At 47.2% G+C, this 23,095-nt stretch carries 16 protein-coding genes and 1 pseudogene; 3 read left to right on the top strand and 14 right to left on the bottom strand.

Annotation, left to right across the window (positions count from 1 at the left end; translation table 11 throughout):
* Nucleotides 1-81: 81 nt before the first annotated feature.
* The 4 genes and pseudogenes from IXB50_RS03920 to IXB50_RS03905 all read right to left on the bottom strand — a co-directional run bounded on the left by IXB50_RS03920 (nucleotide 82) and on the right by IXB50_RS03905 (nucleotide 4,142).
* Nucleotides 82-1,275, bottom strand: a complete 1,194-nt coding sequence (locus IXB50_RS03920; RefSeq protein ID WP_215607637.1) for a DNA cytosine methyltransferase — start codon at nucleotides 1,273-1,275, stop codon at nucleotides 82-84.
* Nucleotides 1,268-1,912: an Eco29kI family restriction endonuclease gene (locus IXB50_RS03915; protein ID WP_215607636.1), complete on the bottom strand. Its 645-nt coding sequence runs from the start codon at nucleotides 1,910-1,912 to the stop codon at nucleotides 1,268-1,270. Before IXB50_RS03915 ends, IXB50_RS03920 begins: the two co-directional genes overlap by 8 nt.
* 126 nt (nucleotides 1,913-2,038) lie before the next feature.
* Nucleotides 2,039-2,722, bottom strand: a pseudogene (locus IXB50_RS22745) (adenylate/guanylate cyclase domain-containing protein); the annotation flags it as partial.
* Nucleotides 2,723-3,560: 838 nt separating this feature from the next.
* On the bottom strand, nucleotides 3,561-4,142 hold the full coding sequence (locus IXB50_RS03905; protein ID WP_246564074.1) for a GNAT family N-acetyltransferase: 582 nt from the start codon (nucleotides 4,140-4,142) through the stop codon (nucleotides 3,561-3,563).
* A 191-nt stretch (nucleotides 4,143-4,333) separates the two neighbouring features.
* On the opposite strand from IXB50_RS03905, the gene IXB50_RS03900 reads away from it, so the two are divergent.
* A complete protein-coding gene (locus tag IXB50_RS03900; RefSeq protein ID WP_215607634.1) occupies nucleotides 4,334-4,504 on the top strand; it encodes a hypothetical protein in 171 nt (56 codons plus the stop codon).
* Between the two features lie 525 nt (nucleotides 4,505-5,029).
* Here IXB50_RS03900 and IXB50_RS03895 read toward each other — a convergent pair.
* Together IXB50_RS03895 and IXB50_RS03890 are read right to left on the bottom strand one after the other, a co-directional pair.
* On the bottom strand, nucleotides 5,030-9,835 hold the full coding sequence (locus IXB50_RS03895; protein WP_215607633.1) for a two-partner secretion domain-containing protein: 4,806 nt from the start codon (nucleotides 9,833-9,835) through the stop codon (nucleotides 5,030-5,032).
* Nucleotides 9,836-10,100: 265 nt separating this feature from the next.
* Nucleotides 10,101-11,687: an endo-1,4-beta-xylanase gene (locus IXB50_RS03890; RefSeq protein WP_215607632.1), complete on the bottom strand. Its 1,587-nt coding sequence runs from the start codon at nucleotides 11,685-11,687 to the stop codon at nucleotides 10,101-10,103.
* A 156-nt stretch (nucleotides 11,688-11,843) separates the two neighbouring features.
* Here IXB50_RS03890 and IXB50_RS03885 point away from each other — a divergent pair, with 156 nt between their 5' ends.
* Nucleotides 11,844-12,842: a hypothetical protein gene (locus IXB50_RS03885; protein ID WP_215607631.1), complete on the top strand. Its 999-nt coding sequence runs from the start codon at nucleotides 11,844-11,846 to the stop codon at nucleotides 12,840-12,842.
* A gap of 79 nt (nucleotides 12,843-12,921) precedes the next feature.
* Here the strand turns inward: IXB50_RS03885 and IXB50_RS03880 are convergent, their stop codons facing one another.
* The 7 genes from IXB50_RS03880 to IXB50_RS03850 form a co-directional block, all read right to left on the bottom strand.
* Nucleotides 12,922-13,905, bottom strand: coding sequence for a DMT family transporter (locus IXB50_RS03880; RefSeq protein WP_215607630.1), 984 nt, complete (start codon nucleotides 13,903-13,905; stop codon nucleotides 12,922-12,924).
* Entirely contained in the window at nucleotides 13,902-14,888 is a 987-nt protein-coding gene (locus IXB50_RS03875) for an ABC transporter ATP-binding protein (RefSeq protein ID WP_215607629.1), read from the bottom strand. Before IXB50_RS03875 ends, IXB50_RS03880 begins: the two co-directional genes overlap by 4 nt.
* A 238-nt stretch (nucleotides 14,889-15,126) precedes the next feature.
* Entirely contained in the window at nucleotides 15,127-16,143 is a 1,017-nt protein-coding gene (locus tag IXB50_RS03870) for an ABC transporter ATP-binding protein (RefSeq protein WP_215607628.1), read from the bottom strand.
* Between the two features lie 185 nt (nucleotides 16,144-16,328).
* Nucleotides 16,329-17,198: an ABC transporter permease gene (locus IXB50_RS03865; RefSeq protein WP_215607627.1), complete on the bottom strand. Its 870-nt coding sequence runs from the start codon at nucleotides 17,196-17,198 to the stop codon at nucleotides 16,329-16,331.
* Entirely contained in the window at nucleotides 17,195-18,223 is a 1,029-nt protein-coding gene (locus IXB50_RS03860; RefSeq protein ID WP_215607626.1) for an ABC transporter permease, read from the bottom strand. Before IXB50_RS03860 ends, IXB50_RS03865 begins: the two co-directional genes overlap by 4 nt.
* 376 nt (nucleotides 18,224-18,599) lie before the next feature.
* Nucleotides 18,600-20,291, bottom strand: coding sequence for an ABC transporter substrate-binding protein (locus IXB50_RS03855; RefSeq protein ID WP_215607625.1), 1,692 nt, complete (start codon nucleotides 20,289-20,291; stop codon nucleotides 18,600-18,602).
* 147 nt (nucleotides 20,292-20,438) lie between these two features.
* Complete coding sequence (locus IXB50_RS03850) at nucleotides 20,439-21,086, bottom strand: type I restriction endonuclease (protein WP_215607624.1); 648 nt, start codon at nucleotides 21,084-21,086, stop codon at nucleotides 20,439-20,441.
* 446 nt (nucleotides 21,087-21,532) lie between these two features.
* Between IXB50_RS03850 and IXB50_RS03845 the strand changes: the two genes are divergently transcribed.
* The gene (locus IXB50_RS03845; protein ID WP_246564073.1) at nucleotides 21,533-22,393 is read left to right on the top strand and encodes a restriction endonuclease; all 861 of its coding nucleotides are present in this window, start codon (nucleotides 21,533-21,535) and stop codon (nucleotides 22,391-22,393) included.
* A gap of 128 nt (nucleotides 22,394-22,521) precedes the next feature.
* Here IXB50_RS03845 and IXB50_RS03840 read toward each other — a convergent pair whose 3' ends face one another.
* On the bottom strand, nucleotides 22,522-22,752 hold the full coding sequence (locus IXB50_RS03840) for a hypothetical protein (protein WP_215607623.1): 231 nt from the start codon (nucleotides 22,750-22,752) through the stop codon (nucleotides 22,522-22,524).
* Between the last annotated feature and the right edge of the window lie 343 nt (nucleotides 22,753-23,095).

Below are 23,095 nucleotides of genomic sequence, written 5' to 3'. Positions count from 1 at the left end.
TCAGGAGGGCTGCTTTGGTGCATAGTGCTGAACGTTGGAGTTGTGCGGCGGCAAGCGAATGCTAAGTTTCATCGATCCCTCTTAACTCGTCTGCACCAACGCAGGGTTAGCTGGCTCATCCGATCGAGGATGTATTATTTGGGTTAAGGAGCTAGCTATTTGATAACCCAACTCTACAGGCACAGCATTACCGATCTGCCTCATTGCTTCTGTCCATGAGCCAGAAATCCTATAATTGTCCGGAAAGGTCTGGATTCGTTTGGCTTCAAACGTAGTGTAATAACGTATTCGACCATCTTGATATCTAATCATATTTTCTCCACCAGGAACTCCATGATCCCCTGCCTTAAGAGCTTTAGATGGCATATCAATATAGCTACCAGTATGTCCGGGATAAGACCGAGCACCTTCTCTCAAGACATGTTCATTGTCAAAACTACCTTTGGTATCAGGATCTGGAAGTTTTCCAATTTGGTCTCGAACTGTCTTCCAGGGTTCTAGAGAAGGAGGAAATAAACTAGGCTGTTGCATAAGCTGCTTAACCCGTTGTCTTGTTCTCTGGTCTAGATGTTCAACTTCTGATGGTTTTACTTCATTTCTCGTCCAGTAATCACCAGTAACAAATTGTGACCACAATAGAGAATCTAAAGAATGAGATTCTTTAGGGAAAGACCACTCGATATTCAAATCCTCTCTAATCCCAATAATAAAAACCCTTTCTCGACGCTGAGGAATTCCATAATTTGCAGCGTCCACTAGCCGAAAGATAACATTGTATTTGATGCCATCATACTTCCCTGAAGTGTGAATCTTCTCAAGTCTTGCAAGATGATCTTCCCAATGCTCTGAAGCTCTGAGAGAAAGGTCAGGATATCTCAATCTTAAGAGGATGTATTCAAAATAGCTACTGAAAGATTTACGTAGCAATCCTTTGACGTTCTCAAGCACAAAGGCTTTAGGTGTACAAATACTTATCGCTTTACAAGCATAAGGAAACATATCTCGTTGATCCATATTCCCTTTATGTTTTCCTCCCATCGAAAATGGTTGACATGGAGGTCCGCCTGAAACTATGTCAACATGACCAAATTGTGAAAATTTAAATGTACGAATATCTACATTATGAACAAGCTGAGCACTGTAGTTATTAGCCAAAGTGAGGCAAGCATCCTTGTTCCATTCAACAAAGGCCTTGTGCTGAACTCCAGCCATCTCTAGACCTTTTGCCAGACCTCCTGCTCCTGTAAACAACTCTAAACAGGATAATTTAGGCATCTTCTTCATTCAATTCATTCATAAAATCTTCAATGCTTTGCAAGAGCTCTGCTTTGCTAGCGTGAACTCCCTGACATTTTTCTGCCCAAAGACGACCTGGGTGGCAAACATCCCAGTCAGATTTGGCTTGCTCATATCGCCCTTTTCCAGGATCATGGTTGCCAAAACCGTCAATTAAAGTATTCCAAAGTGGTTGATATTTTCTGATGAGTGCTGCTTCAACAGTCCCAATTAAGTCGCTTTCTTTACCCTCAAGAATCATGAATCTACAGAAGAAATCGGAGCTGTTTATCCCTTCTCCGATCTCTATACTGCGACTATGCTCCCTTATTCGATTATTTAGCTCGTAGCTTTTTGTATCTGAAGATAATGACTCTCTGGCTTGCCGCCAGCCTTTTGGGACTGCTTTTCCAACATAAATAGGAATACGAAATGCAGTCCTGTTAACTGAATTAAATCTTGAATAAATTCCAGACTTAGCAATGCAATACAAAGCATAAACACCTGTGCCGTGAAAACGTTCAGGTACAGGAATTGAATGTACAGGCGTACCGTTAAAAAAACGTATTGTGTCTTTTATTATTTCATCAAAATCCGGAGAAACGTAGACATGTTTAGAGCGGTCAAAACTATTCATATGACTAAATTTAGACCGATAACCGTGAGCAAAGCAGCGTCATATTATAGTCGATTTTGCTGCCCTTACGCCTTAAGTGAAGCTAATTTACTACCGGGGAGTATTAAAAGGATGGTAGCAAAGGCCCTAGACGGCTAACGAGCTAATGACTCGATAGGTCATCATATTCCCCTTACCCTTAACTGTAATCTGGCCAATGGGCTCAATTCGAAACTGATTCTGGATCAGCTGAAACGTACTTTCCGTAATTTGAATCGTTCCCGGTGTGCCATGGGATTCCATGCGGCTGGCGGTATTCACCGTATCGCCCCAAAGGTCATAAATATACTTTTTGATACCAATCACTCCAGCCACCACCGGTCCCGAATTAATGCCAATGCGAATACTTAAATTGTGGCCTGTTTCCCAATTAAACTTGTCGATCACAGTTTGCATATCGAGGGCAAACTTAACCACAGCCTGGGCATGGTCAGCACAGGGTAATGGTAAGCCACCAACAGCCATATAGGCATCACCGATGGTTTTGATTTTCTCTAACCCATGCTTTTCTACCAGTTGGTCAAAGGCGGAGAAAATGCTATTTAACAGAGCAACTAACTTTTCTGGAGAAATCTGGGTGGACAGCTGGGTAAAGCCAACAATGTCAGCGAATAAAACAGTAACGCTAGAAAATCCATCGGCAATGGCCTGGGGCTCTTGCTTCAGGCGTTGAGCAATGGGCTGAGGCAAGATATTGAGCAACAGTTTCTCTGATTTTTGTTGTTCTATGGCTAATTGGGCAGCTGTCTCTTGGGTCTCTTGCAAGGCTTGCTTTAAGCTGTTCAATGTGTGGCGGATCTTGCGAGTCGCTGGGCGAAAGACTAAACAGCCTTCTAAAATCAGAACGGTGATTGTCACTAAGAAAAGGCCATGCTCAAGGCGTTTCAGCCGATTGGCTTCAAGGTCAACCTGTTGATTGTAGGCCAGGATCAATCGATCCATGTCGTTGATAAAGGCTTTTTCTGTTCTAAGCAGTTGGGTTACGTCTTGTAAATTTTGTCTGGGTGATTGAATCCTTGTGTTCCCGGTGGATATGTCTGCTAGTGCTGCTGTTGCCGTTTCAACCAACATCTCATATTGGTGAGCAAGGTCGGTGGTCATGGTTTGCACTTGCTGTTGCTGTTGCTGTGACAGATGGGTTGCTGTTTGCAAGGCAATCAATTTTTGTCGCCAGGATTCTGCGCTTTGAATCACCTCTTGTAAGTGTTCAGCATGCTCCTGCTTAGCGTCATCCGCCATAGGTAGTCTGATGGTCAGGGTGGATTTTACCAACTGTTGGCTGACCAATTGCTGCCGTTGGGCTGCCGTAATGACTTGAATGTCTAGCTTTTGTTCGTTGAGTAGCCGTTGCACACGGAACTGACCCATGATGGCTAGGGTTGCGATCGCACTCAATGAAGAAATATATAAAACCGTCAATCGACGACTCGTATTTTCTGGCAAATTCTTCATGGGCTGGCAACCATAGACGGGCCTGATATCAGGAGGGTACTCACATTATTCCCGCACCGTACCGTTCATCCGGTAGAGACGGGCGTTTTATGGATAACTTTTGTTGGACAATTAGCTATGGGTCAATATCCTGATATAGTGCGATGCTTAGCAGGCCCTACTCCTGCCAATGGTGGGGCTGGTTTAAAGTCTCTGAGCACTGAACCCGACCGACAATATTACCGATGACTCCAGGTTTCAATTCTTGTACCATCCACGCGTCTTCATGCTCCGTAGGAATGGCATAGGGGGCTTCAAAGCCAAGTATACCTGCAGTTTGAAATCCAAATTTTGAATAGTAGCCAGGATAACCAAGCACAAAAACTAGATCTACCCTTGAAGCGGTCAACTGTTTCAAACCTTCTTTAATCAAGGCACCTCCCACACCTTCGCCTTGAACGTCGCTCAGGACTGCTAGTGGAGCAAGAATCCGCACTGAAGTTTCTTGGTGCTTGGGTTGGAGTTGTGCTGCTGTGAAGAGGATATGGCCTAACAATCTTGCGTTTGTCTCTGCTACTAGTGATAGCAAAGGTTTTGCTGTCTTATCGACGAACAAATCATTAACAAGTTCTACAATTTCTTGGCCTTGCTCCTCGCCAAAAGCATTGGCATGAATACCACTAATGGTAAGTCGGTCAGCTGCTGTAGAATGTCTTATCTTCAGATACATTTCCTGTTTGGACTGCTTTGGACTGCTCATGGTGAAGTTTTGAAACTAGTAGCATGGCTGTTGTGGAGCCAGCTAACTTTGTCCATTATCCCTTGCAAATAACCTTTACATCATAGTTTGGATAGTGACCGGTCATTATCATTACTAACCAGACGGTTCTCTGTGTCTAGAAGCGAAATACCCCAACGCTGTACCCCGAAATAAACGATGAGGTTGCGAAGATGGCTCAACTAATGATGGAATACGTACCTGAACCTCCTTTTAATGCGGGGACACCCGAAACAGCGGGAGAAGAAATTGTGCAATCATTTATGCAATTGGGCAGCCCACTGCTTGATGCTTTTTTAGCGCAGACAAAAGACACAGCAAGTCAGCTTAAACTGAAAAGCTGATTTCAATGCTTTTCTAACATGGACCGATAGTGGTCTAATACTGACCGAGATGCATGTACACGGTAGCCCCATTATCGGACTGCATCATCTTTGTTAGCTGCTAAAAAAGCAGGTGCGGCTGTTTTAGGTAGCCGCACCTGTCCTAGGGTGAGGATTCGCACATCGGTTTACTCCTTCCAAATTAGAGATAGGTCCACTGCTCTAGAGTTAGGCATGTTACGGATGCGCTCATCAGACGACAGCCAAGGGTGGAAACTCAGGGATGTTTAAGGGTGCTCTGATAAAGAAACTAGTTATGTTCCTGAGCACTCAACTGATGTCAACTGACCCACTTTGCTGTCGTCCAATTTTGCTCTTCATACTTAAGACGAACCTCAAGGCCAATTTATGAATTTTTCGAGTTAGAGTCTTTGAGCGGTAACCTAACCACGATTCGGTAGAAATATAGAAGATAACCGAGCTAGCAATCAAAAGGTTGATGATTCATAGCTAAAAATTGCTTACAAAAGTAAATTTTCCTAATTTTTACCCCGATGAACATTCTCGACTCATGACGATGCGTCCGTTGTAGAGTTGATAAATATCGGTAGGTTCAATGATCGGCATTTCAGGGTGCCAGAGAAGGGGGCTCTCCTCGTTAGATGATATTGTTTGGACTTGGCCAGAGGAGAACTGATTGATGGCTGTGTCGTCAGGTCGCTGGGACAGCCCGTCTGTTCCCGTGATGATGAATGAATCTTCGTTTTCGGTGGTACGGGCAATGCAGCTGCCAGCGGTGAGCGTATTGGGATCTACCAAGATGTCATCAAGTTCAGACAGGCTATTTTCGATAAAGGAGACATCGGGAATAGAGATTTCTCCACTGATAGTGCCACTGGCATTGACATCAACGCGGTCATTGCCATCTAAGGTGCGTGGATCAGTGCCAAGGGGGGCGGGTTGATAATTTTCACCAAAGAAGACCGTGTTAAACGTAATATTTCCCCCCTGGCCATCGGCGGCAAAGGCCAGAATATCGCTGTCATCTAAAGCGATTACGGTATCACCATTGAAGGTGATGGTTCCACCACCGTCTACACCGCTTTCGACAAAGGAAAAAATATTGCTATCGCCAAATAGTCGAACATTGGATGCATTCACTGTAATGGCTCCACCGGCCGTTGTTTCAGCATTGGTCAGTAGACTGCTGTCTTGAGCTTTGAAGGTATCCTCAACAACTAGAAAAATGTCTCCGGCATTGCCACTCCCAGCGGTGGCTGTTCTGATTTCGGTGCCATTGGTGAGGTCTAGATTAGCTGTAACAACCTCTATTGTGCCACCCTTGTTTTCTCCGCTTTCTAATACTTCGCTGGTGATGGTGCTGTTATCAATCAGAACGGTATCTGTTCCATTAATCGTGATGTTGCCGCCTGGGCCACCCTCAGTAGCGGCAGATACTGTGAGGCCATTTTGGATAATCAGGTTTTGGGTATTGAACGAGATTGTCCCTGCAGGGCCTGCCCCTGTTGTTTCAACGGTTAGCTCACCAGGCCCCATCAGGGTGATTGATTCAGGTGCTTCGATTTCAATGTTCCCCCCTGGCCCGTCGCTACTGGTAGAGGCTGAGATTTTAGCACCTGGTTCAAAGATGACAGTCAGGTTAGGATCGGTTACGGATTGATCTGGATTGGGCCGGTAGGGTTCAAGGGTGAGGGTACCACCGGGTGTTTGGCTTTGGGTTTCAGCAAAGATGCCGACAATGCCTGCTAGATCCATGGTGTTAGCACTAAGGGTAATGCTGCCGCCCCCCTCAGAATTAGTGGCGGTGTCAGTGGCTGTGGCGGTCAATTGGGCAGTTTCGGATAGGGTGAATTGAGGAGTATTGATGACAATATTGCCGGGGGTACCAGCCCCACTGGTTTCCACTGAAATAATGGGTTCAAAGTTTTGGACACCTTCCCCCAAGTTGACTGCTTCGGTAGCCTGAATGATGACGTTGCCTCCTGCACCAGGTCCTGAGGTGCCGGATAGAATTTCTCCACCGTTGACCAGGGTTAACGTATCAGTGTCGATGTTAATGTTGCCTGCGACTCCACTAGCTGTGGTTGAGGTGGATAGCGCTGATTCCTGGTCAATAAGTATTGTAGGTGCTCTCAGGCGGATACTACCAGCGGCAGCCTTACTTTGGGATTCGCTACGAATCTCGCTCTCGTTGGTGAAGGTAAGCTGACCAGAACTCGTGATATTAATGATGCCTGCTTGGTTAAGACTGTTGGTTGTACTCAGAATCCGGCTGTCAGTAAAAATAAGATCCTGATTGTCTGCTTGATTACTTTCAATAGAAATATCTCCTGGCTGGCCGATACCCCCAACAGGAATTATTATTTTTTCGTCAGGATTAGAACGAATGCTAGGATTGTCAATTTCGACGGTTTGACTGGTAGCAATATCAACGCCTTCGATCAACAGATTTCCTGACCCAGTTAGAGTAATATCCCCTGACTGAGCTGAGGAAGATGTTGTCAATATGTTTAGGTCACGAATAATGCTATTGGCCTGTAGCGAAACTGAGCCTCCAGTATTAGCCATTCCATTCTCAACGACTGAAAACGTAAAGATGTTAGCTTGAGTTTCCTGGTCAGGGGTAAAGATGTTATCGGACACTTCACCCAAAATCCCTCCTGACTCAGCTATCAGCGTTACCTTACCCCCACCCCCCGTACTGACTAGCTCAGGATTATCTGAGTCGGATTCTGCAAGTGAAAAAGAGCTTAACCGATTAATTGTAATGTCACGATTAGCTCTGAGAAAAGTAATGCCACCATTTCCTCCGTTTACCTCTCCTGATATAGTTGGAGAGGAGATAGAATCGGAAAAAGAACGAGAAAAAGATTGAGAGTCAGAAAAGGAACGAGAGATGTCTCGGTCAGCAGATAAAGAAATCGCTCCACCATTCCCTCCAGTCACATTTCCCGAGATCGTCGGAGAGGCAGTAGGGGCCGAGAATGAATAACTGAAGGAATAAGCGAAAGAGTTAGAGTCAGAACTGCCAGAAATATCTTGACCGGCAGATAAGGAAATCGCTCCACCATCTCCTCCAGTCACATCCCCTGTTACAGTTGAGAAAGACGTAAAGCGAGAGTTAAGGCTAATGTTGAAGTTAGTATAAGAAAAAGAGTAGGATTCAGACTCAGAGAAAGCGGAGATGTTTTGGCCAGCGGATAAGGAAATGGTCCCGCCATTTCCTCCTACTACATCCCCCGATATGGTCGAAGAAGATAGGGACTCAGCGCCAGAGTCAGAAAAGGAGAAAGATCTTGAGTCGGCTTCAGAGGAAGTGCCAGAGATGTTTTGGCCAGCAGAAAGAGCAATAGTTCCGCCATTTCCTCCCACTACATTCCCCGATATGGTCGAAGAAGAAGAAGAGGGAAGAAAGAAAAGAAAGCTAGAGGAATAGTCAGAGTTAGAGTCCGAAACAGAGAGAGACTCAGAGTCAGAGTCGGAAATGTTTCGACCAGCGGAAAGGGTTATCGTCCCGCCATTTCCTCCCACTACATCCCCCGATATAGTGAAAAAATTATCATAGATATAGTAAGAATTCGAGTTCGAGTCCGAGTTTGAGTTTGAACTTGAGTCGGAGTTCGAGTTTGAGATGTCTCGGCCAGCAGAGAGGGTGATAGTTCCGCCATTCCCTCCTTCTACATTCCCTGATGTCGTCGACGCATTGACAGAGTCAGAATCAGAGTCAGAGAGAGAGAAAGAGTTAGAATTGGAGATGTTTCGACCAGCAGAAAGAGAAATGGTCCCGCCATTCCCTCCTTTTACATCCCCTGATATCGTTGAAGAGGAGACCGAAAAAGAGACAGAGGACGTTTCAGAGGAGGCGTTAAGGATATCTCGGCCAGCAGTCAGAGTGATAGCCCCCCCATTGCCGCCAACTACATTGCCACCTTCGGACTCTGTCCGCGACAAGGATTCTAAATTATTGTCAATAGACTCGTCTCCACCTTCAGACTCTATCCGCGACAAGAATTCTAAATTATTGTTAAAAGACTCGTCTACCGGCGTTAGCGATATATCACGCCCTGCTTGCAGGGTAATTGGGCCGCCATCTTTGCCTACCGCATCTTCATTTACCGAAATTACCGTCACTGAAGTATCTAGCAATCTGACGGCAATATCCTCAGGTGATTGTAAAACAATAGCGCCACCAGGATTAGTCACTACATCTAGTGCAATGCTCGGAGCTGTGGCTTCACTAAAAATAACCGCTAAATTACTGGCGTTTATATTTCCAGGGAGTCCCCCAATTAGGGTAAACCAATCTACACCGCTGCGAATGTCGACCGTAGGTTGCTCGGTTGCCGAGATTGTTACAAACTGGCGGCCCCCATCCCCATCAGACAGGGTACCGCTCACATCGCCCCCGGTCTCGCCGGTTACCGTGATAGTTTCCACACCAGGAGCCTGGGTGACCTGTCCCCCCGCCAAAATATGCAGCGATGGCCCATTATAATTAGCTGCCAACTGCACATCACCATCGGCTATGATCACCTGGGAATGGGGAATAACTATCTCCACTCCGGTGCCATCCAATGCTTGGGTAAACAGATAGCCTCCCACGGTATAGTCCGCATTACTCAGCTGACGACTTGCCCCTTGCAAGATAATGTCTTGCCCGGCTGTCAATGAACCTGAGAGCGATAACAGGGGTGCTCCCAGGGTTAAATTTTGGCCAACGGCTAAGTTCCCCTGGTTGTTAATGGCTGCTGAGGCGTTGTTACCATATTGCAACCCAGGGGTTAAATTAATAAGCAATAGAGGGGCGGCATCGGGGTTGACTGAGCTAAATGACGAGCCATCACTGAAGATTAGACTTTCTGCTGTAGAAGCAGTGAATGAACCGGTCACATCTAGCTGACTTTCCAGTCCAAAGATAATGCCATTGGGGTTGATGAGAAATAAGCTGGCACCGCCATCTACACCCAAAGTGCCGAGTATGGACGAGGGCGTACTGCCTGTAATCCGGCTATAGATGTCGAGAATCCCAACTGGATTGGCAAAGTAGACTCGTTGCCCCTCATCTACATTAAAGTCAGAAAAACTATGAAACAGATTACTATTTCGAGTGGCTCCACCTTCAAGCAGGTCAGCGGGGGTTCCCCTCACATCGATACCAGGTATTAAAACAGAACTCTCATTTCCCAATGTGCTATCTGGGATAATCTGTGCGATCAGGATCTTTTCTGTTGCTAGAGCTCCACTGGCTAACCCACTGGTTAAACCAACAAGGCTACTGCTGATTAGTAAGCCCCTTACTGGTAGGCAATTACTAGAGTGAAACCATCCCATCAGATTATTCTCCTTGTGTGGATGAGGCCTTGCATAAAATGTATTCAATCATCGGCTTTATCACGTCATCCCCTCTTCCGAACTGCCCTGATTTTGCTTTCTACTAATTAATGTGGTTAAGAATGGCATGATTCATAGCTATTGCTGATTTAGGGCCTAACCTTTTAGAGGTTAAGCTCTCTTCAAGTTTTTTATGCTCTATAGAATAGCTGACCAAAGCCCTGAATTTTGTATAGCAATGGTGCCCTGGCATTCAGTAATACTGTTAGAGTGCCTGCAGCTCAGCTAGTCCCCACAACTTTTTCAAACCCTGAAGCCTGTAATAGGCCCTCTTCGGCTGATTCGCCTCATTCAACAATCCCCCAAAGGGCCAGAACGTATTCTTATCTGATAGATCCCACCAAGTAACAGCTTCAACTTCCGGTTTACTATAAGCCAGCGTGTAAATCTGCTCGACCCAGTCAGCCTGAACTGTCTCAGACCAAGGAGCATGCCATAACCCACGGGCCGCACCCAGTTGAGAATTTTCATCCATACCAGTGCTGGATGACGTTGACATTTCCGTAATGTGAATAGGCTTACCAAAGGTGGTAAAACGATCCAGCATGCGATCAATTTCAAACATATCCTGATGGGTATAGTAAAGCTGAAGACCAATAACTTCAAAGGGAATATTGGCCTTTAGACAGGCTTTGACATACTGAAAAGGACTCTGCACCGATGGCCCAAGTAAGGCAACCTGTCGTGCCCACAGGCAACAACTATTAACAACACGCTGCGCTTTTGGATTACCTTCCCTAACAACATCGCAGGCCATGCGAGTCAGGTCGAGAAACTGTTCGTTATCGTAGTTTAGTTCATTGCCCCAGGGCACCCCGTGGGCTTCGTTGATCACATCGTAGTAGGGGATACGATCGCCGTAGTGGTGAATAATCTCCAGAATCCGCTGGCGCAAAGACTCCTTGACTTGATTGTAGGGCTGCTCTCGTATCCAGTTAGGCACCCCAATTTCGTGGAACCACACCAGGGGATGTCCCTTGGGCGTAATCCCTGCATTCTCTAACCAGGCTACCTGCTGATCCACTCGATCAAACCGGGGATTTCCCTGTTCTGGCTCAAAACTTCTCCAGTAGAAGGGGACAGTGGCGTAGTTGAACAAATCTGTAAAATAGCGGTCGTATTTTGGTCCTGCTGAGGGATGGGCAAACGCATTGCAGCCAAATTTGAAATCTAGTCGGGGTTCGCCCCTAGCAATCCGCTGCCTAGCCCGACTAAGGGCCAGGTTTTCCCCAGCCCAAAGAGCTTGGCTAAGGGCATCATTCCAGCCTCGGATTTGACCCGAGAGGGTGTCGTGGTGCTCGGCTGTTTGGAAAAGGTCTTGGGCTGTTTCCAGGGTTTGGTGAATCGTTGCAGAAAAGTGATAGCCCTGGGCTTGCCAGTGGGATAAGGTCTGGGTAACACGGGCAATGCGATCGCAAGCAAATGCCCGATTCAACACCAGCGGAAAGTCCCCTGGCATAAACCCTTGTCCCTTATTGTCAGCATAGACAGTCACATCACCAAAGCCTGCCACCGGCAGCTGTAGGGCAATGACAACGGGCCACTGCAGGGGAGATTGAGACACCAGTAAGCCATTTTCAACAGTCCGTTCAGGGTTGGGCAGCGGCTCATCCTGTAGACTCAGAAAGTAAAGTTTTGCCAAGGATGCCTCTGGCAAGGGCTCACCATTGGGTAGGTAAGCCCGGCACTGAAAAGACTGATCGGTAGAAGCATGGGCTGGATAAAGCAATCGATGGGATTGCAGGGCTACCAGGCTACTCCCCGCCGCATAAATAAACTGTCGTCTCTGCATGGATAGGTTGTAAAATGATGGTCATTTATCTTTAGCAAGAATTATTAACTTAGATTGTATTTCGATGAGTCCTGGTTGTAATACCTTAAAAGGTGGGCATCCGGAAGTAATCGAAACGATAAGAAAATCTAGGAAAAGCCCAGAGGTTGAATTAGGATGCAGCGTAAGCAGCTTCGCAAGCAAAAGAGAGATATTATTGTCCTAAGTAGTGTTGCCGTCGGGTTAATGCTAGCTTCGGTCAGAGTAGTCGGGGCAGAGTCAGGGCCGGTCAAGCAGGTAGAGCGTACTATTGCTGCGAAACCACATACCCAAGACGAGCTGATTCGTTCTATCTGGATCAACCTTAATCGACCCAAAATAGGGTATACAAGCTACACGGGCGATGACGGCATAGAATATGGCTATGTGGACTGTGACACTAATCTCGAGTATGGGTTGCGGGCACTTTACTGTCATATCAAACCGTTCGTTGATTATCAAAAATTAACTGTAAAGTCTGGCCTACCTATTTTTAGACAGGGACCCCATACTGATGCCGAGTTGAGTTTACGGGGTGAATACGCGTTTGGATATTACAATCCAGACTTTTTGACCTGGATCCAAGAAAAAGTGCTGGTTGCACCTAATGACAGGGTATTAAAGTACCGATTCCAATCAGTTTATGATTCTAAGATTCGGCTAATCGCAAGAGTTTTCTATCAAGCTCACCAGACTTTGTTCAGAACTCCTGAAGAATTTGAGGCGGTGAAGCAAGACTACGAAATTGTTCGAGACTATTACCAAGAAATCCTGGAGGCAGATGCAGGCGATCGGTTGAGTTTAAGATTTGCGCAAGAAACGTTGACAGTTAACGAAATCAAGAACAACTATTTAACCCGCATTCAAAATAGACATGTCCCAGCGTCAGATGTTGGCTTTGATTTAGGCGAAGACTGTAGATGGCTGGCGGATTATTTAGCGACTAAACATGAAAATACCTTTGAAGGGGAGGAAAATTCCCATTACTGGTACGTAGCCATTACATCAGGAGGCTGGTGGGTTAGACGCTCGATTGATGGGACAGAAGAGCAATTTTTTGAGATTTTGACACAACTGTTAGAAATCTACGACTCAGAATGGTTGAATGAGCAGCGGTTGCTAGAAGCTAAGGGATAAGGGTTTTATCAGATCCCAAAATTAATGCTGAAGAGACGTTGCATGCAACGTCTGTACATCAAAAAGAGGAGGCCTTGTTTCAGTCACTCTTTCGAGATTTCAGGCTTAACATTGCCACGCCTACGGTCACCAGCCCAATTCCAATAATTTGTTGTTGCTGTAATTCTTCTTGCAATATCCACCAGGCAAATAATGCAGTTAATACCGGCGCGCTAGCACTAAGCAACGCCGTTAATGATGCCCCAATCAGGCCAATGCCAGAATTATTCAAAACATAGGCCATCAACGTAAGAATAGCCGAAAACAAAGTCATCCCCAGGACTGGAGGCCAAACCATAGGTGCAATGGTTGTTTCCTGAAGAAACAGGAGCATCAGACTAGCTAAGATTGCTACCAATGTGAATATACATAGCGAAAAAGGCACAGGATGCAAACCGGAATGGGGCGGTTGCCCCTTAAGCGACAGTTCAGCAACGATGCCATATAGCCCCAACCCCAGCCCAGCCCCCAGGGCACAGATACCTCCTAGCAACGGATTGCCTGCAGGTGTAGCAGATGGGTTCAGAGAGGTGAGCACAACACCTATAAAAATGACTCCCATCAGCCAAAGCTGATAGTTTGGCGGGGCCTGTCGGAAAAATAACCAGGCCAACAGCACTGTAATGGCTGGATAGATAAAGAACGTTGCGATCGCAACTCCAGTCGCCACCTGACTCAGGGCTGTGTATAACAAAACCAACCCAAAAAACAAACAAACACCGCTGGCCACCACAGAGCCTAACAACTTAGGCGTCTTTGGCAACGCACTTAATACCCTAAACGTCTTCGGATATAACCAGGGAGTCAGCCCCGCCAACAATAACGTCATGACCGACATCCGTATGGCCAGTAACAGTACTACATTACTCAGGCGAGGAGTCACAAATCCACCAAAGGGAATCTGACCAAACAACTGACTCTCAGTAAAAAACAATCGTAAGACTACGTTTTGAATCGACAGACCCAGGGCACTGAGGAGAACTAAACCAATTCCCCACAGTTTGGTAGAACGGAGTGGCGTCATTGAGGATACGCAGGATAATGACAAGCCACCTGATGATAATCGTTAATGGGTTGCAGGTTAGGGGCAGCTTGCTGACAGCCATCGTCTCCCTTGGGACAGCGACCATACAGACGACAGATATTCGGTGATGGATTAATGGGACTGCGCGGTTCGCCTGTGAGGGGAATCCGATGGGGATTAGCCTCAAACGCAGGGATGGCAGAAATTAGGGCCTGGGTATAAGGATGTCTGGGATGATTGAAAATATCATCCGTAGGGCCAGTTTCCACTAGCTTGCCCAGGTACATCACCAGGATGCGATCGCATAACAAACGCACTACATTCAAATCATGGGAAATAAACAAATAGCTTATATTCATCTGCTTTCGCAGATCTGCCAATAGATGCAAGATTACGGCTTGCACCGATACATCCAATGCTGATGTGGGCTCATCTAAAATCAGCATTGTCGGATTCAATGCAATCGCCCGAGCAATCCCCACCCGTGCCTTTTGTCCCCCCGACAGCTGATGGGGAAAACGGCTCAATAATTCTGGCGGCAATCCCACCTGCTGAGCCAGCTCCGTAGCCCGCTGTTGTAGACGCCGCTGATCCTGTTTCGAACCCAGCCGCCGAATCGGCTCCGTAATCGTATCAAACGCCGTAAACCGAGGATTCAAACTATCACTCGGATCCTGAAATACCATCTGCAGTTTTGCCCGTTGAGCACTATGGGAAAAATCTCCTACAGGGATCTGACCAATATCCACACCATCAAACAAAATCGCCCCCGCTGTCGGCTCCAACAGTCGAGAGATTAATCGAATCAACGTCGACTTACCACAACCAGACTCGCCCACCAACCCCACACTCTCCCCCGGCTGAATCGTCAAATCCAGACCATCCACCGCGTGGAGATACTGCGTCTGCTTGCCACCAGGCATCCAACGAGGTGTCTTAGCAGCAACTGGAAAAAATTTTGTAAGATTAGTGACTTGCAACATAGGGAAATGAAAAGGAGAAAAAGAAAAAAGAACGGAGAAAAAATATTTATAAGAAGCAATTACATAACATGGGGATAACTTTTACCCTAACGTCGCCGTAACTCCACCCCTACCAAAGTATTAGCCATAAACAATAACCTACTTTCGGGGGGTGTGGGGGAGTTGAGGCCCCCACGAACAGGAGGGGTTCGGGGAGGAAAGCCCTGAGCAGTTTTTATCACCATTTGCCAACACCCCACTAAACCTCCAACGGATACCAACACCCCACCCAATGCGCCTCATCCACTTGTTGATACATTAGCGCCTCCTGCTGGCATCTCTCACTCGCCCGATCACACCGACTAATAAACCGACAGGGTGCCAAATCCTCTCGCCGTAAATCCGGCAAACTCCCCAAAATCGGAATCAAATCATTAAACTCTTTATGAGGTTCCGGTGTAGCTGCAATTAGCTTAGCTGTATAAGGATGACGTGGCTGACTAAAGAGAGGATGGGTGGGTGCACTTTCGACAATGTGGCCAGCGTGCATGACGATGATGCGATCGCAATATTCCGAGGCCAATGCCAAGTCATGGGTAATCACCACCGTTGCCATCTGTTGATCCGTGGCCAGGTCCTTCAACAGATTCATCACCGTTGCCTGGGTGGTCACATCCAGCCCTGTCGTTGGTTCATCTGCAATCAGCAATTTAGGAGAACAAGCCAATGCCAATGCGATCATAATCCGCTGACACAAACCACCAGACAGTTCATAGGGATAAGCATCATAGCGCTGTTGCGGGTCAGGAATTTTTACACTGGCCAGTAATTCTAGAGCCCTTTTTTTTAGCTGATTTCGGGATAGGTTTGAGTGGCAGCGCAGCACATCCACCAGCTGTTTACCCACTTTGCGAATAGGGTTTAATGCCACCCGAGGATTTTGAAAAATCATAGACAGCTCTTTGCCCCGCAACTGTCGCAGTTTCTTTTCAGGCATTTTCAGGAGATTATGGGTTTCTGTATTCTGGCTCCAGAGCACTTCTCCGTTGGTAATGTGGCCTGCGCGGTCGAGGATGCCTAGGATGGCGAGGGCAAGGACGGATTTGCCGGAGCCGCTTTCGCCGACGATGCCTAGGGTTTCGCCTTTACTGATGTGGAAGCTGATGTTTTCTAGGGCTTTGACGATGCCAGTGCGGGTGCGGAATTCGACTGACAGGTCTCGTACGGAGAGCAGGGAGGTTTGGACTGGTTTGGTGGTGGTGAGTGGGGAGATCATAGATCAGTTCACATGAGTAAAGCTGTTGTAACATGATCCTCCCCTTTAGAAGGGGAGGTGCCGTAGGCGGAGGGGTCTCGATCATTAGCGCAAGTTGTCCAGACCCCTCCCTGACGGTTCCCCTTCTAAAGGGGAACCAGGTGTCGCCAAGCCTCTGGAAGATTCTGATATTTATCCATATAACTCTAAGTCCTCATTCTTGGGTCAATCAAATCTCGCAATCCATCGCCTAGCAAATTAAAACAAAATACTGCTAACATCAGCACGGCCCCTGGAAAAATTGCTAGCCACCATTCGCCCGAGATAATATACGTCGCTCCTTCTGCTACCATAATCCCCCACTCCGGTGTCGGCGGTCTTACTCCTAAACCAATAAACGACAGTCCTGCCGCATTTAAAATTGCCCAGCCCATATTTAATGAAATATGCACCATCATTACCGGCAACACATTGGGAAATAGATGGGCTGCCATAATTCGCAAATGGCCATTGCCTGCTAGTCTGGCTGCTTCTACATAGCCCGCATCTCGACGGACTAAAATTTCGGCTCGTACGACACGGGTATATAAGGGGAGATTGATGACGGCGGTGGCGTAGATGATGTTCTCTACCGTATTGCCCAGGGCAGCTACTAGACCCATGGCGAGAATGAATAAGGGAAAGGCCATGAGGGTATCGATGATACGGCTGATGATGCGATCGCACCACCCACCGAAATACCCTGAACAAGTTCCTAAAATACTGCCCAAAGCAAAAGACAGGGCCACAGCCACCACCGCAATGCCCAGGTCTAGGCGAGTTGCGACGAGCACCCGGCTGAGGACATCGCGACCCAGGTCATCGGTACCAAACCAGTGGTCAACAGACGGTGGCGATAGGGCCACAGCCGCATTGCTGGCAATGGGATCATAGGGAGCAATGGCATTGCCAAATAATGCAAGCAGTATAAATACAAAGAACAACAAAAACGCACCAAACGTGATACTGTTCTCGCTGATGATATAACGAGCCTGAGCTAGTGAAGACTTTTGGGTGACAGATTGAGATAACGTCATGACTCTACTCCCGCACGCGGATCAATCACGGTATACAACAAATCAATCAATAAATTGAGCACCACATAGAGTAGGGCCATGGTCAACACAAATCCCTGCACTGCCGCATAGTCCGACGCAATCAAGGCCGATACCGCATAGGAGCCAATCCCTGGCCAGGCAAAGACTTTCTCCACTAACACATTGGCTCCAAGCAAGAAGGAGAACACTACACCTAAGGTGGTTACCACCGGCAACAGGGCATTGCGAAAGGCATAGCCAAACAGAATCATGGAAGGGGCTAATCCGCTGGCCCTTGCTGTTCGAATAAAATCACTGGACAAAACACTCAGCATTGATGCTCTCGTTACCCGTGTCAACGGAGCCAGGGCAAATAGTCCTAACGTGACTGCAGGCAGTATCAACTGGCCAAACGCCGCTTGAAATGTCTCAAAGTCTCCAGCGAGTAAACTATCCACCAAAAACAGACCTGTTATCTGGTCAGGGGACGAGTAGAGAATCGCTAATCGTCCTAGGGGAGCTGGCGCGATGCCCAGGCGAAAATAAAATACATAAATTAGCAGCAGTCCCGTAAAAAAGGTGGGCAAAGATACGCCTGCTGTGGCCAGGACTCTAACCCCATGGTCAAGCCAGGAACCAGGGCGAGTTGCAGCTAGAATTCCAAGGGGTAAGGCTAAGGTTAGAGAAAAGAGAAGTCCCGCCAGAGTAAGTTCTAGGGATGCGGGTAGTCGTGTTAGTAAATCGGATAAAACTGTTTGTCCGGTGGTTAAGGAATTCCCCAAGTCCCCTCGCAGGAGTTCTCCTACATAAATGATAAATTGCTCCGGTAGACTACGATTAAGTCCCAGGGTTTCGCGGATTTGATCAATGGCTTCCTGGGTAGCAGCAGGTCCAGCAAAATAGGCAGCAGGATCGCCGGGGAGGGCTCGGGTCAAGATAAACGTGACGATAATGACACCGAGAATGCTAGGGATTGCGGCGATGATACGACGAATGACAACGGAGAGTGTGGAGGGACGAGACATAATAGACTTACGGGAATAATTTGCCTTAAGACTCCCAAAAAGATAATCAATTGCTCTCAGAAGCCTGGCGAAAACTGGTTCCCCTTTAGAAGGGGCTACAGTGTACACACATCTTGGAAGAGGGCTCAAAATCCTGCATCACCTCCCCTCAATCCCCCCTAAAGCCCTTCGGGCATGCGCTAAAGCGTAGCGTCAGGGGGGAAGATCCGGTTCTCCCCCTTACGAAGGGGGAGTTAGAGGGGGTTAGGCAACCGCGAAAGCTAGTTTCCAAGACTTCCATATACACCGTAGCTTCTAAAGGAGAGGACATAGCGGTCGGTAATTCTTGATAATAGTTGCCCCCCGCCTTTGGCATCTTTTCATCGACAGGAGAAGCCTAAGCCTTTTTCAACTGCCGATAATCCAACTGCCTGTGGAACCAATACTGATATCCACTCACCCCTGTTTGCATCGCCGCCGACAAATACGGCTGTGCCACCACAATCCGGGGCATCTCTTCAAACGCTATTTTCAGAAATCCTTTGACATTCTTCTCATAGGCTGGATCTCCTGGGCCACTGGCCAGAGCTGCATCCACCAGCTTGTCTAGCTCAGGATTCTGGTAGGAACTGCCATTAAAGGTGGCATTCTGCCCATGATAAGAATAGAAGAAGAAATAGTCAGGATAGTTGAGCCAGCCGCCAAAGTTGTTGACGATCATGGGCCGACTCTTTTCCACCAGAACCGCCCGGAAGTTAGAACCAGGAACTTTCTCTAATGTGGCATTAATACCAATCTCGGCCAGGGACTCTTTCACCAGCACACAGAAAGGCTCTGCCCATTCTTGAGTACCCAAGTTAAAGGCTAGGGTGGTGTCAAATCCATCCGGGTAGCCCGACTCAGCTATCAGCGATTTGGCCTTTGCCATATCAGTACTGTAGGGATAGGGTTGTGGCCAGTCGAGGGTCTTGGGCTCAAAGTCTTTGCCCCCATACATTTTGACGCACTCGCCGTAGAGGGCCGTGTCCACAATGGCATCGTAGGGCATGGCATAGGCCACCGCCTGCCGGACTTTGACATCGCTAAAGGGGTTAGGTGCGCCAGCTAGCTCAGGCTGGGCATTAAGGTCGATGGTATAGAGACAGTTTTCAATCGGTGTAGAGACAACGGTGTACTTGCCAGTGGCCTTTAGCTCGCTGATGTCTTTTTCAGATACCTCATAGTTGATGTCCACATCGCCCTTCTCAAGCAGAGCACGACGGTTACCCGCTTCGGGCACATTTAGCCAAATAATTTTTTCAATAGCAGGGGCAGGACCAGATTTCCAGTCATCATTCCGCACTAATGTCACCCTTTCTTCAGGTTTAAAGGTGTCAAGTTTGTAGGCACCGCCACCGGCTGGGTTGGCGTTGGTCCATTCCAGGCCCCAGGGATCCTCCTCAGTGATGTTTGGTTCGATCAGGGTGGAGTTCATGATGGCAGGGATGGGGACTGCCATGTCTATCAGTGTGAGCTTGTCTTTTCTGAGGAAGATGACCTGGAAGGTGTGGTCATCCACGACGACAAACTGGTCAGAGCTTTCCAGGGCTCCTGCTTTCATCTGGAATGAGGGGAAGCCACCGACGGACACGGCCCGGTCGTAGGACCATTTCACGTCCTTGGCGGTGATGGGGGTACCGTCGTGGAAGGTGGCGTCTTTGCGCAGGTTAAAGGTGACGGACAGCTCATCGTCTGCGACGGTCCAGGATTCGGCCAGTTCTGGTTCGATGACGGTGTAGTCATAGGAGAGGGAGCCGTCGTCCAGGGTTTTGGTGCCAAAGGTGACGAGGCGATCGTAGAGGCACCAGGAAATACCGTAGGCGGGGCGGTTGGTACCGACCTGGTGGAGGTCTAGGCCGTTGGGGAAGCCGCCGCCCTGAACGACTGTGAGTACAGCGGGTTCAGAGCCTTTACCAGCGTCAGCAGCGGGTTTTGCCTCGTCAGTTGATTCGGCAGTGGGTTTTGGTGAGGTACAGGCGTTGATCAGGGCTGCTAGGGATACGCCTCCGGTAAATGCTGTACCGCGTTTTAGTAGGTCTCGTCGCCGCATTGTCTGATTCCTTCGCTGACAGAGATGTGCAATTGGCAGCAGAATAGGGCAGCCGGGTGAAGTTTTTCAGGAAAAATTCGGGAAGAAATCGGGAAGATAAGCAAGAAACATCTCGAAGTTTGCGAAGAACACCCAAAGCGACAGGCTTTACCTTGGGCCCGCTTTAGAATCTTGCTGCTCAGATTGAATATTTTTCAAGTGGGAAAGGATCTTGGCAACATCAAAGAGTTTATTTTTTCGAGACAGTAAGGAAAAGATGTCCGAGAAATCGTACATGCTACCGTCTAACTTACAGAAGATGAAATCACTCCCGTTGGTCACCATACCAAAGGTAGGCTGTTGGGGGGCAGCACTCATGTAGGCTAAACATTGGGGCAGGGCAATATCGGCGGCAAACTTAGCCCGTTTTGCTTCTAGGGTAAGTATCCAGATACAGTTGCGCAGGACCAACACATCCATGCGCCCCCGATAAATTTCGTCTCGTTCGGTAACTTCTAACCTGACCGGCACTTCAGACTGTACAAAAAAGGGCGGCTCGTGGCATCCCAGTCGCTCTAACAGAGGGGCAACAATAGAGAGGAGTACGGTGCCTTCGGTTAGTAGGTCTGCATTGTAGTAATTGAGGTAACGCTGCTGTAGGTGATCTAAAAAAGCCCGATCGTCTTCGGTTAGTTCAAGAGGCGGAGTTAGCCATTCTGAGAAAAATGATGCATCTGTGGCACGGTTTAAGCCCAAACGGTCATGCAGGGCTTGAAAACTTGAAATGGTCTGCTCGATTGCAAGTAATGTGCTCATTCAGGTGCTAGTACCACATTGAGCTATTCTAGCGAACTATTCATTCGTTCAGTACCGATCTAAGCGCTGATGCAGTAATCCGGAAAACCAGTCTTTCAGTTTCGTGGGGGCTTTTCTCACGCCAAAAGGCTGCAAATTTCCATCAATAGTCAACCGACGGAATGAAAACTGCAGGTGCAGGTGAATGATGTCAGGAATATTGCCCTGATGATTACTGTAAAATGCCTTAATAGGTCTCGTCGCCGCATTGTTTGATTCTTTCGCTGACAAAGATGTGTAATTAGCAGCAGAATAGGGCAGACCGGTGAAGTTTTTTTAGGAAATAATTGGAAAGAAATCGGGAATATTGAAGTAGTTTATTATTTAGCTAACCGGCCAATAGCCAATAATAGATAGACTCACAAACTTGATTCCACGGAATCTTGCATTGAAACGATCCACATCATATGAGCCAAGCACCGCCTAATGTTCCCACATTTGACTCCATGTTGTTACCTACAGTTGAAGCATTACAACATTTAGGAGGATCTGGTACAATTGAAGAAATTTACAATCAAGTAGCTTCGCTTCTCAATTTATCTGATGAGGTCTTAGAAGTTTTACATGGCAATACTTCACAAACTGAAGTTGAGTATAGATTGGCTTGGAGTCGGACATATTTAAAGAAATATGGACTACTTCAAAATTCGGCGCGTGGAGTTTGGTCACTTGTTTCAACCGCCATCTCACTTGACAGTCTTGATGCTAGAGAAATTGTTAAAACTGTTAGGAGTATAGTTAAGGAGCGTAAGGCTACAAATGAGCAAGAACATATACTCGTAAATTCAGATGATGCACTAGAGAAAGAAACTTGGCATCAACAATTACATAAAGTACTGTTAGCCCTTGATCCCTCAGCTTTTGAACGATTAGCACAACGTTTATTGAGGGAATCTGGTTTTGTTCAGGTGCAAGTGACAGGTAAATCTGGTGACGGAGGAATTGATGGTGTCGGAATTGTTCGCATTAATGGTTTTTTGAGTTTTCATGTTCTGTTTCAATGCAAACGATATCAAGGATCGGTATCTGCCAGCCACATAAGAGATTTTCGTGGGGCCATGCAGGGGCGAACAGACAAGGGCTTGTTTATTACAACTGGTACCTTCACTAGAGCCGCTATCAAAGAAGCGACAAGGGATGGAGCTCCTCCAATAGATTTGATTGATGGAGAACAACTTGTACAAAAACTGAAAGAATTAGAGCTAGGTGTAAAAATAATAACCATTGAAGCAGTAGAAGTTGATGAAAGCTGGTTCGCTAAAATTTAAGCAAACTGCTGTGTGTTGTGACCATCAGTATAATGCGTCCAAATACTAACAACGAAGGTAAGTGTCTATTTCCATGAAAAACAGGCTCTCTCTTGAGAAGCCAGCAGGTTATGGAGGGTCTTGAGAGATTAGGCAGTAGGCGGAGCATTTGCCTGGTTGATATCCGCCAATTCGGCCTGAAACAGGGATACTCCGGTATCAATCCATCGGGTGATTTCTGCTAACAGGGTCTCTAATGTAAAGGACTCAAAGCGAGTGTTCAGGGTTGCCAATACCGTCATGATGATCCCCCGACGTTCTGCCCCCTTGTCTGTTTTACTCGTGTGTCCCCCTTTTCTGACCTCAGCTTCACGACGCACTATAGGGTGACAATTACATAGGCAGCTAATCAGGGGTAATGACAAATAGGTAGTCCGGTCATATCAAAGCTCCCCATAGAGGAGTCTCTAGCATTGACCATTGACTAAAGCGATTCATAAAGAAAGACACTAGGGTTGTACCTCTCCAAAAAAAGAGACCGCTAGTGCCAGTCGCAATTTACCGCAATCAAGTAGAGCTGTATATGGACATTGGACTTTTAACAAAAAAATATTCCAGGTGTCTCTATCTCTGCACTCAGCAGAAAGAATTTAAGCTGAAAAGAGATTGTTTTAGATCAGCCGTTAGGCCGCTTTTTTCTTCTTTTTCTTACGTCTAAAGGGT

Source organism: Leptothoe spongobia TAU-MAC 1115, from assembly GCF_018739885.1.
Lineage (GTDB): Bacteria > Cyanobacteriota > Cyanobacteriia > Phormidesmidales > Phormidesmidaceae > Leptothoe > Leptothoe spongobia.
Note: the sequence above shows the minus strand (reverse complement) of the source record. Positions and strands in the feature narration are given on the sequence as shown.

Excerpts from the sequence above, each read along its gene's own strand:
- IXB50_RS03920 (WP_215607637.1), bottom strand. The coding sequence starts at position 1,275 with ATGCCTAAATTATCCTGTTTAGAGTTGTTTACAGGAGCAGGAGGTCTG.
- IXB50_RS03915 (WP_215607636.1), bottom strand. The coding sequence starts at position 1,912 with ATGAATAGTTTTGACCGCTCTAAACATGTCTACGTTTCTCCGGATTTT.
- IXB50_RS03905 (WP_246564074.1), bottom strand. The coding sequence starts at position 4,142 with ATGAGCAGTCCAAAGCAGTCCAAACAGGAAATGTATCTGAAGATAAGA.
- IXB50_RS03900 (WP_215607634.1), top strand. The coding sequence starts at position 4,334 with ATGGCTCAACTAATGATGGAATACGTACCTGAACCTCCTTTTAATGCG.
- IXB50_RS03895 (WP_215607633.1), bottom strand. The coding sequence starts at position 9,835 with ATGGGATGGTTTCACTCTAGTAATTGCCTACCAGTAAGGGGCTTACTA.
- IXB50_RS03890 (WP_215607632.1), bottom strand. The coding sequence starts at position 11,687 with ATGCAGAGACGACAGTTTATTTATGCGGCGGGGAGTAGCCTGGTAGCC.
- IXB50_RS03885 (WP_215607631.1), top strand. The coding sequence starts at position 11,844 with ATGCAGCGTAAGCAGCTTCGCAAGCAAAAGAGAGATATTATTGTCCTA.
- IXB50_RS03880 (WP_215607630.1), bottom strand. The coding sequence starts at position 13,905 with ATGACGCCACTCCGTTCTACCAAACTGTGGGGAATTGGTTTAGTTCTC.
- IXB50_RS03875 (WP_215607629.1), bottom strand. The coding sequence starts at position 14,888 with ATGTTGCAAGTCACTAATCTTACAAAATTTTTTCCAGTTGCTGCTAAG.
- IXB50_RS03870 (WP_215607628.1), bottom strand. The coding sequence starts at position 16,143 with ATGATCTCCCCACTCACCACCACCAAACCAGTCCAAACCTCCCTGCTC.
- IXB50_RS03865 (WP_215607627.1), bottom strand. The coding sequence starts at position 17,198 with ATGACGTTATCTCAATCTGTCACCCAAAAGTCTTCACTAGCTCAGGCT.
- IXB50_RS03860 (WP_215607626.1), bottom strand. The coding sequence starts at position 18,223 with ATGTCTCGTCCCTCCACACTCTCCGTTGTCATTCGTCGTATCATCGCC.
- IXB50_RS03855 (WP_215607625.1), bottom strand. The coding sequence starts at position 20,291 with ATGCGGCGACGAGACCTACTAAAACGCGGTACAGCATTTACCGGAGGC.
- IXB50_RS03850 (WP_215607624.1), bottom strand. The coding sequence starts at position 21,086 with ATGAGCACATTACTTGCAATCGAGCAGACCATTTCAAGTTTTCAAGCC.
- IXB50_RS03845 (WP_246564073.1), top strand. The coding sequence starts at position 21,533 with ATGAGCCAAGCACCGCCTAATGTTCCCACATTTGACTCCATGTTGTTA.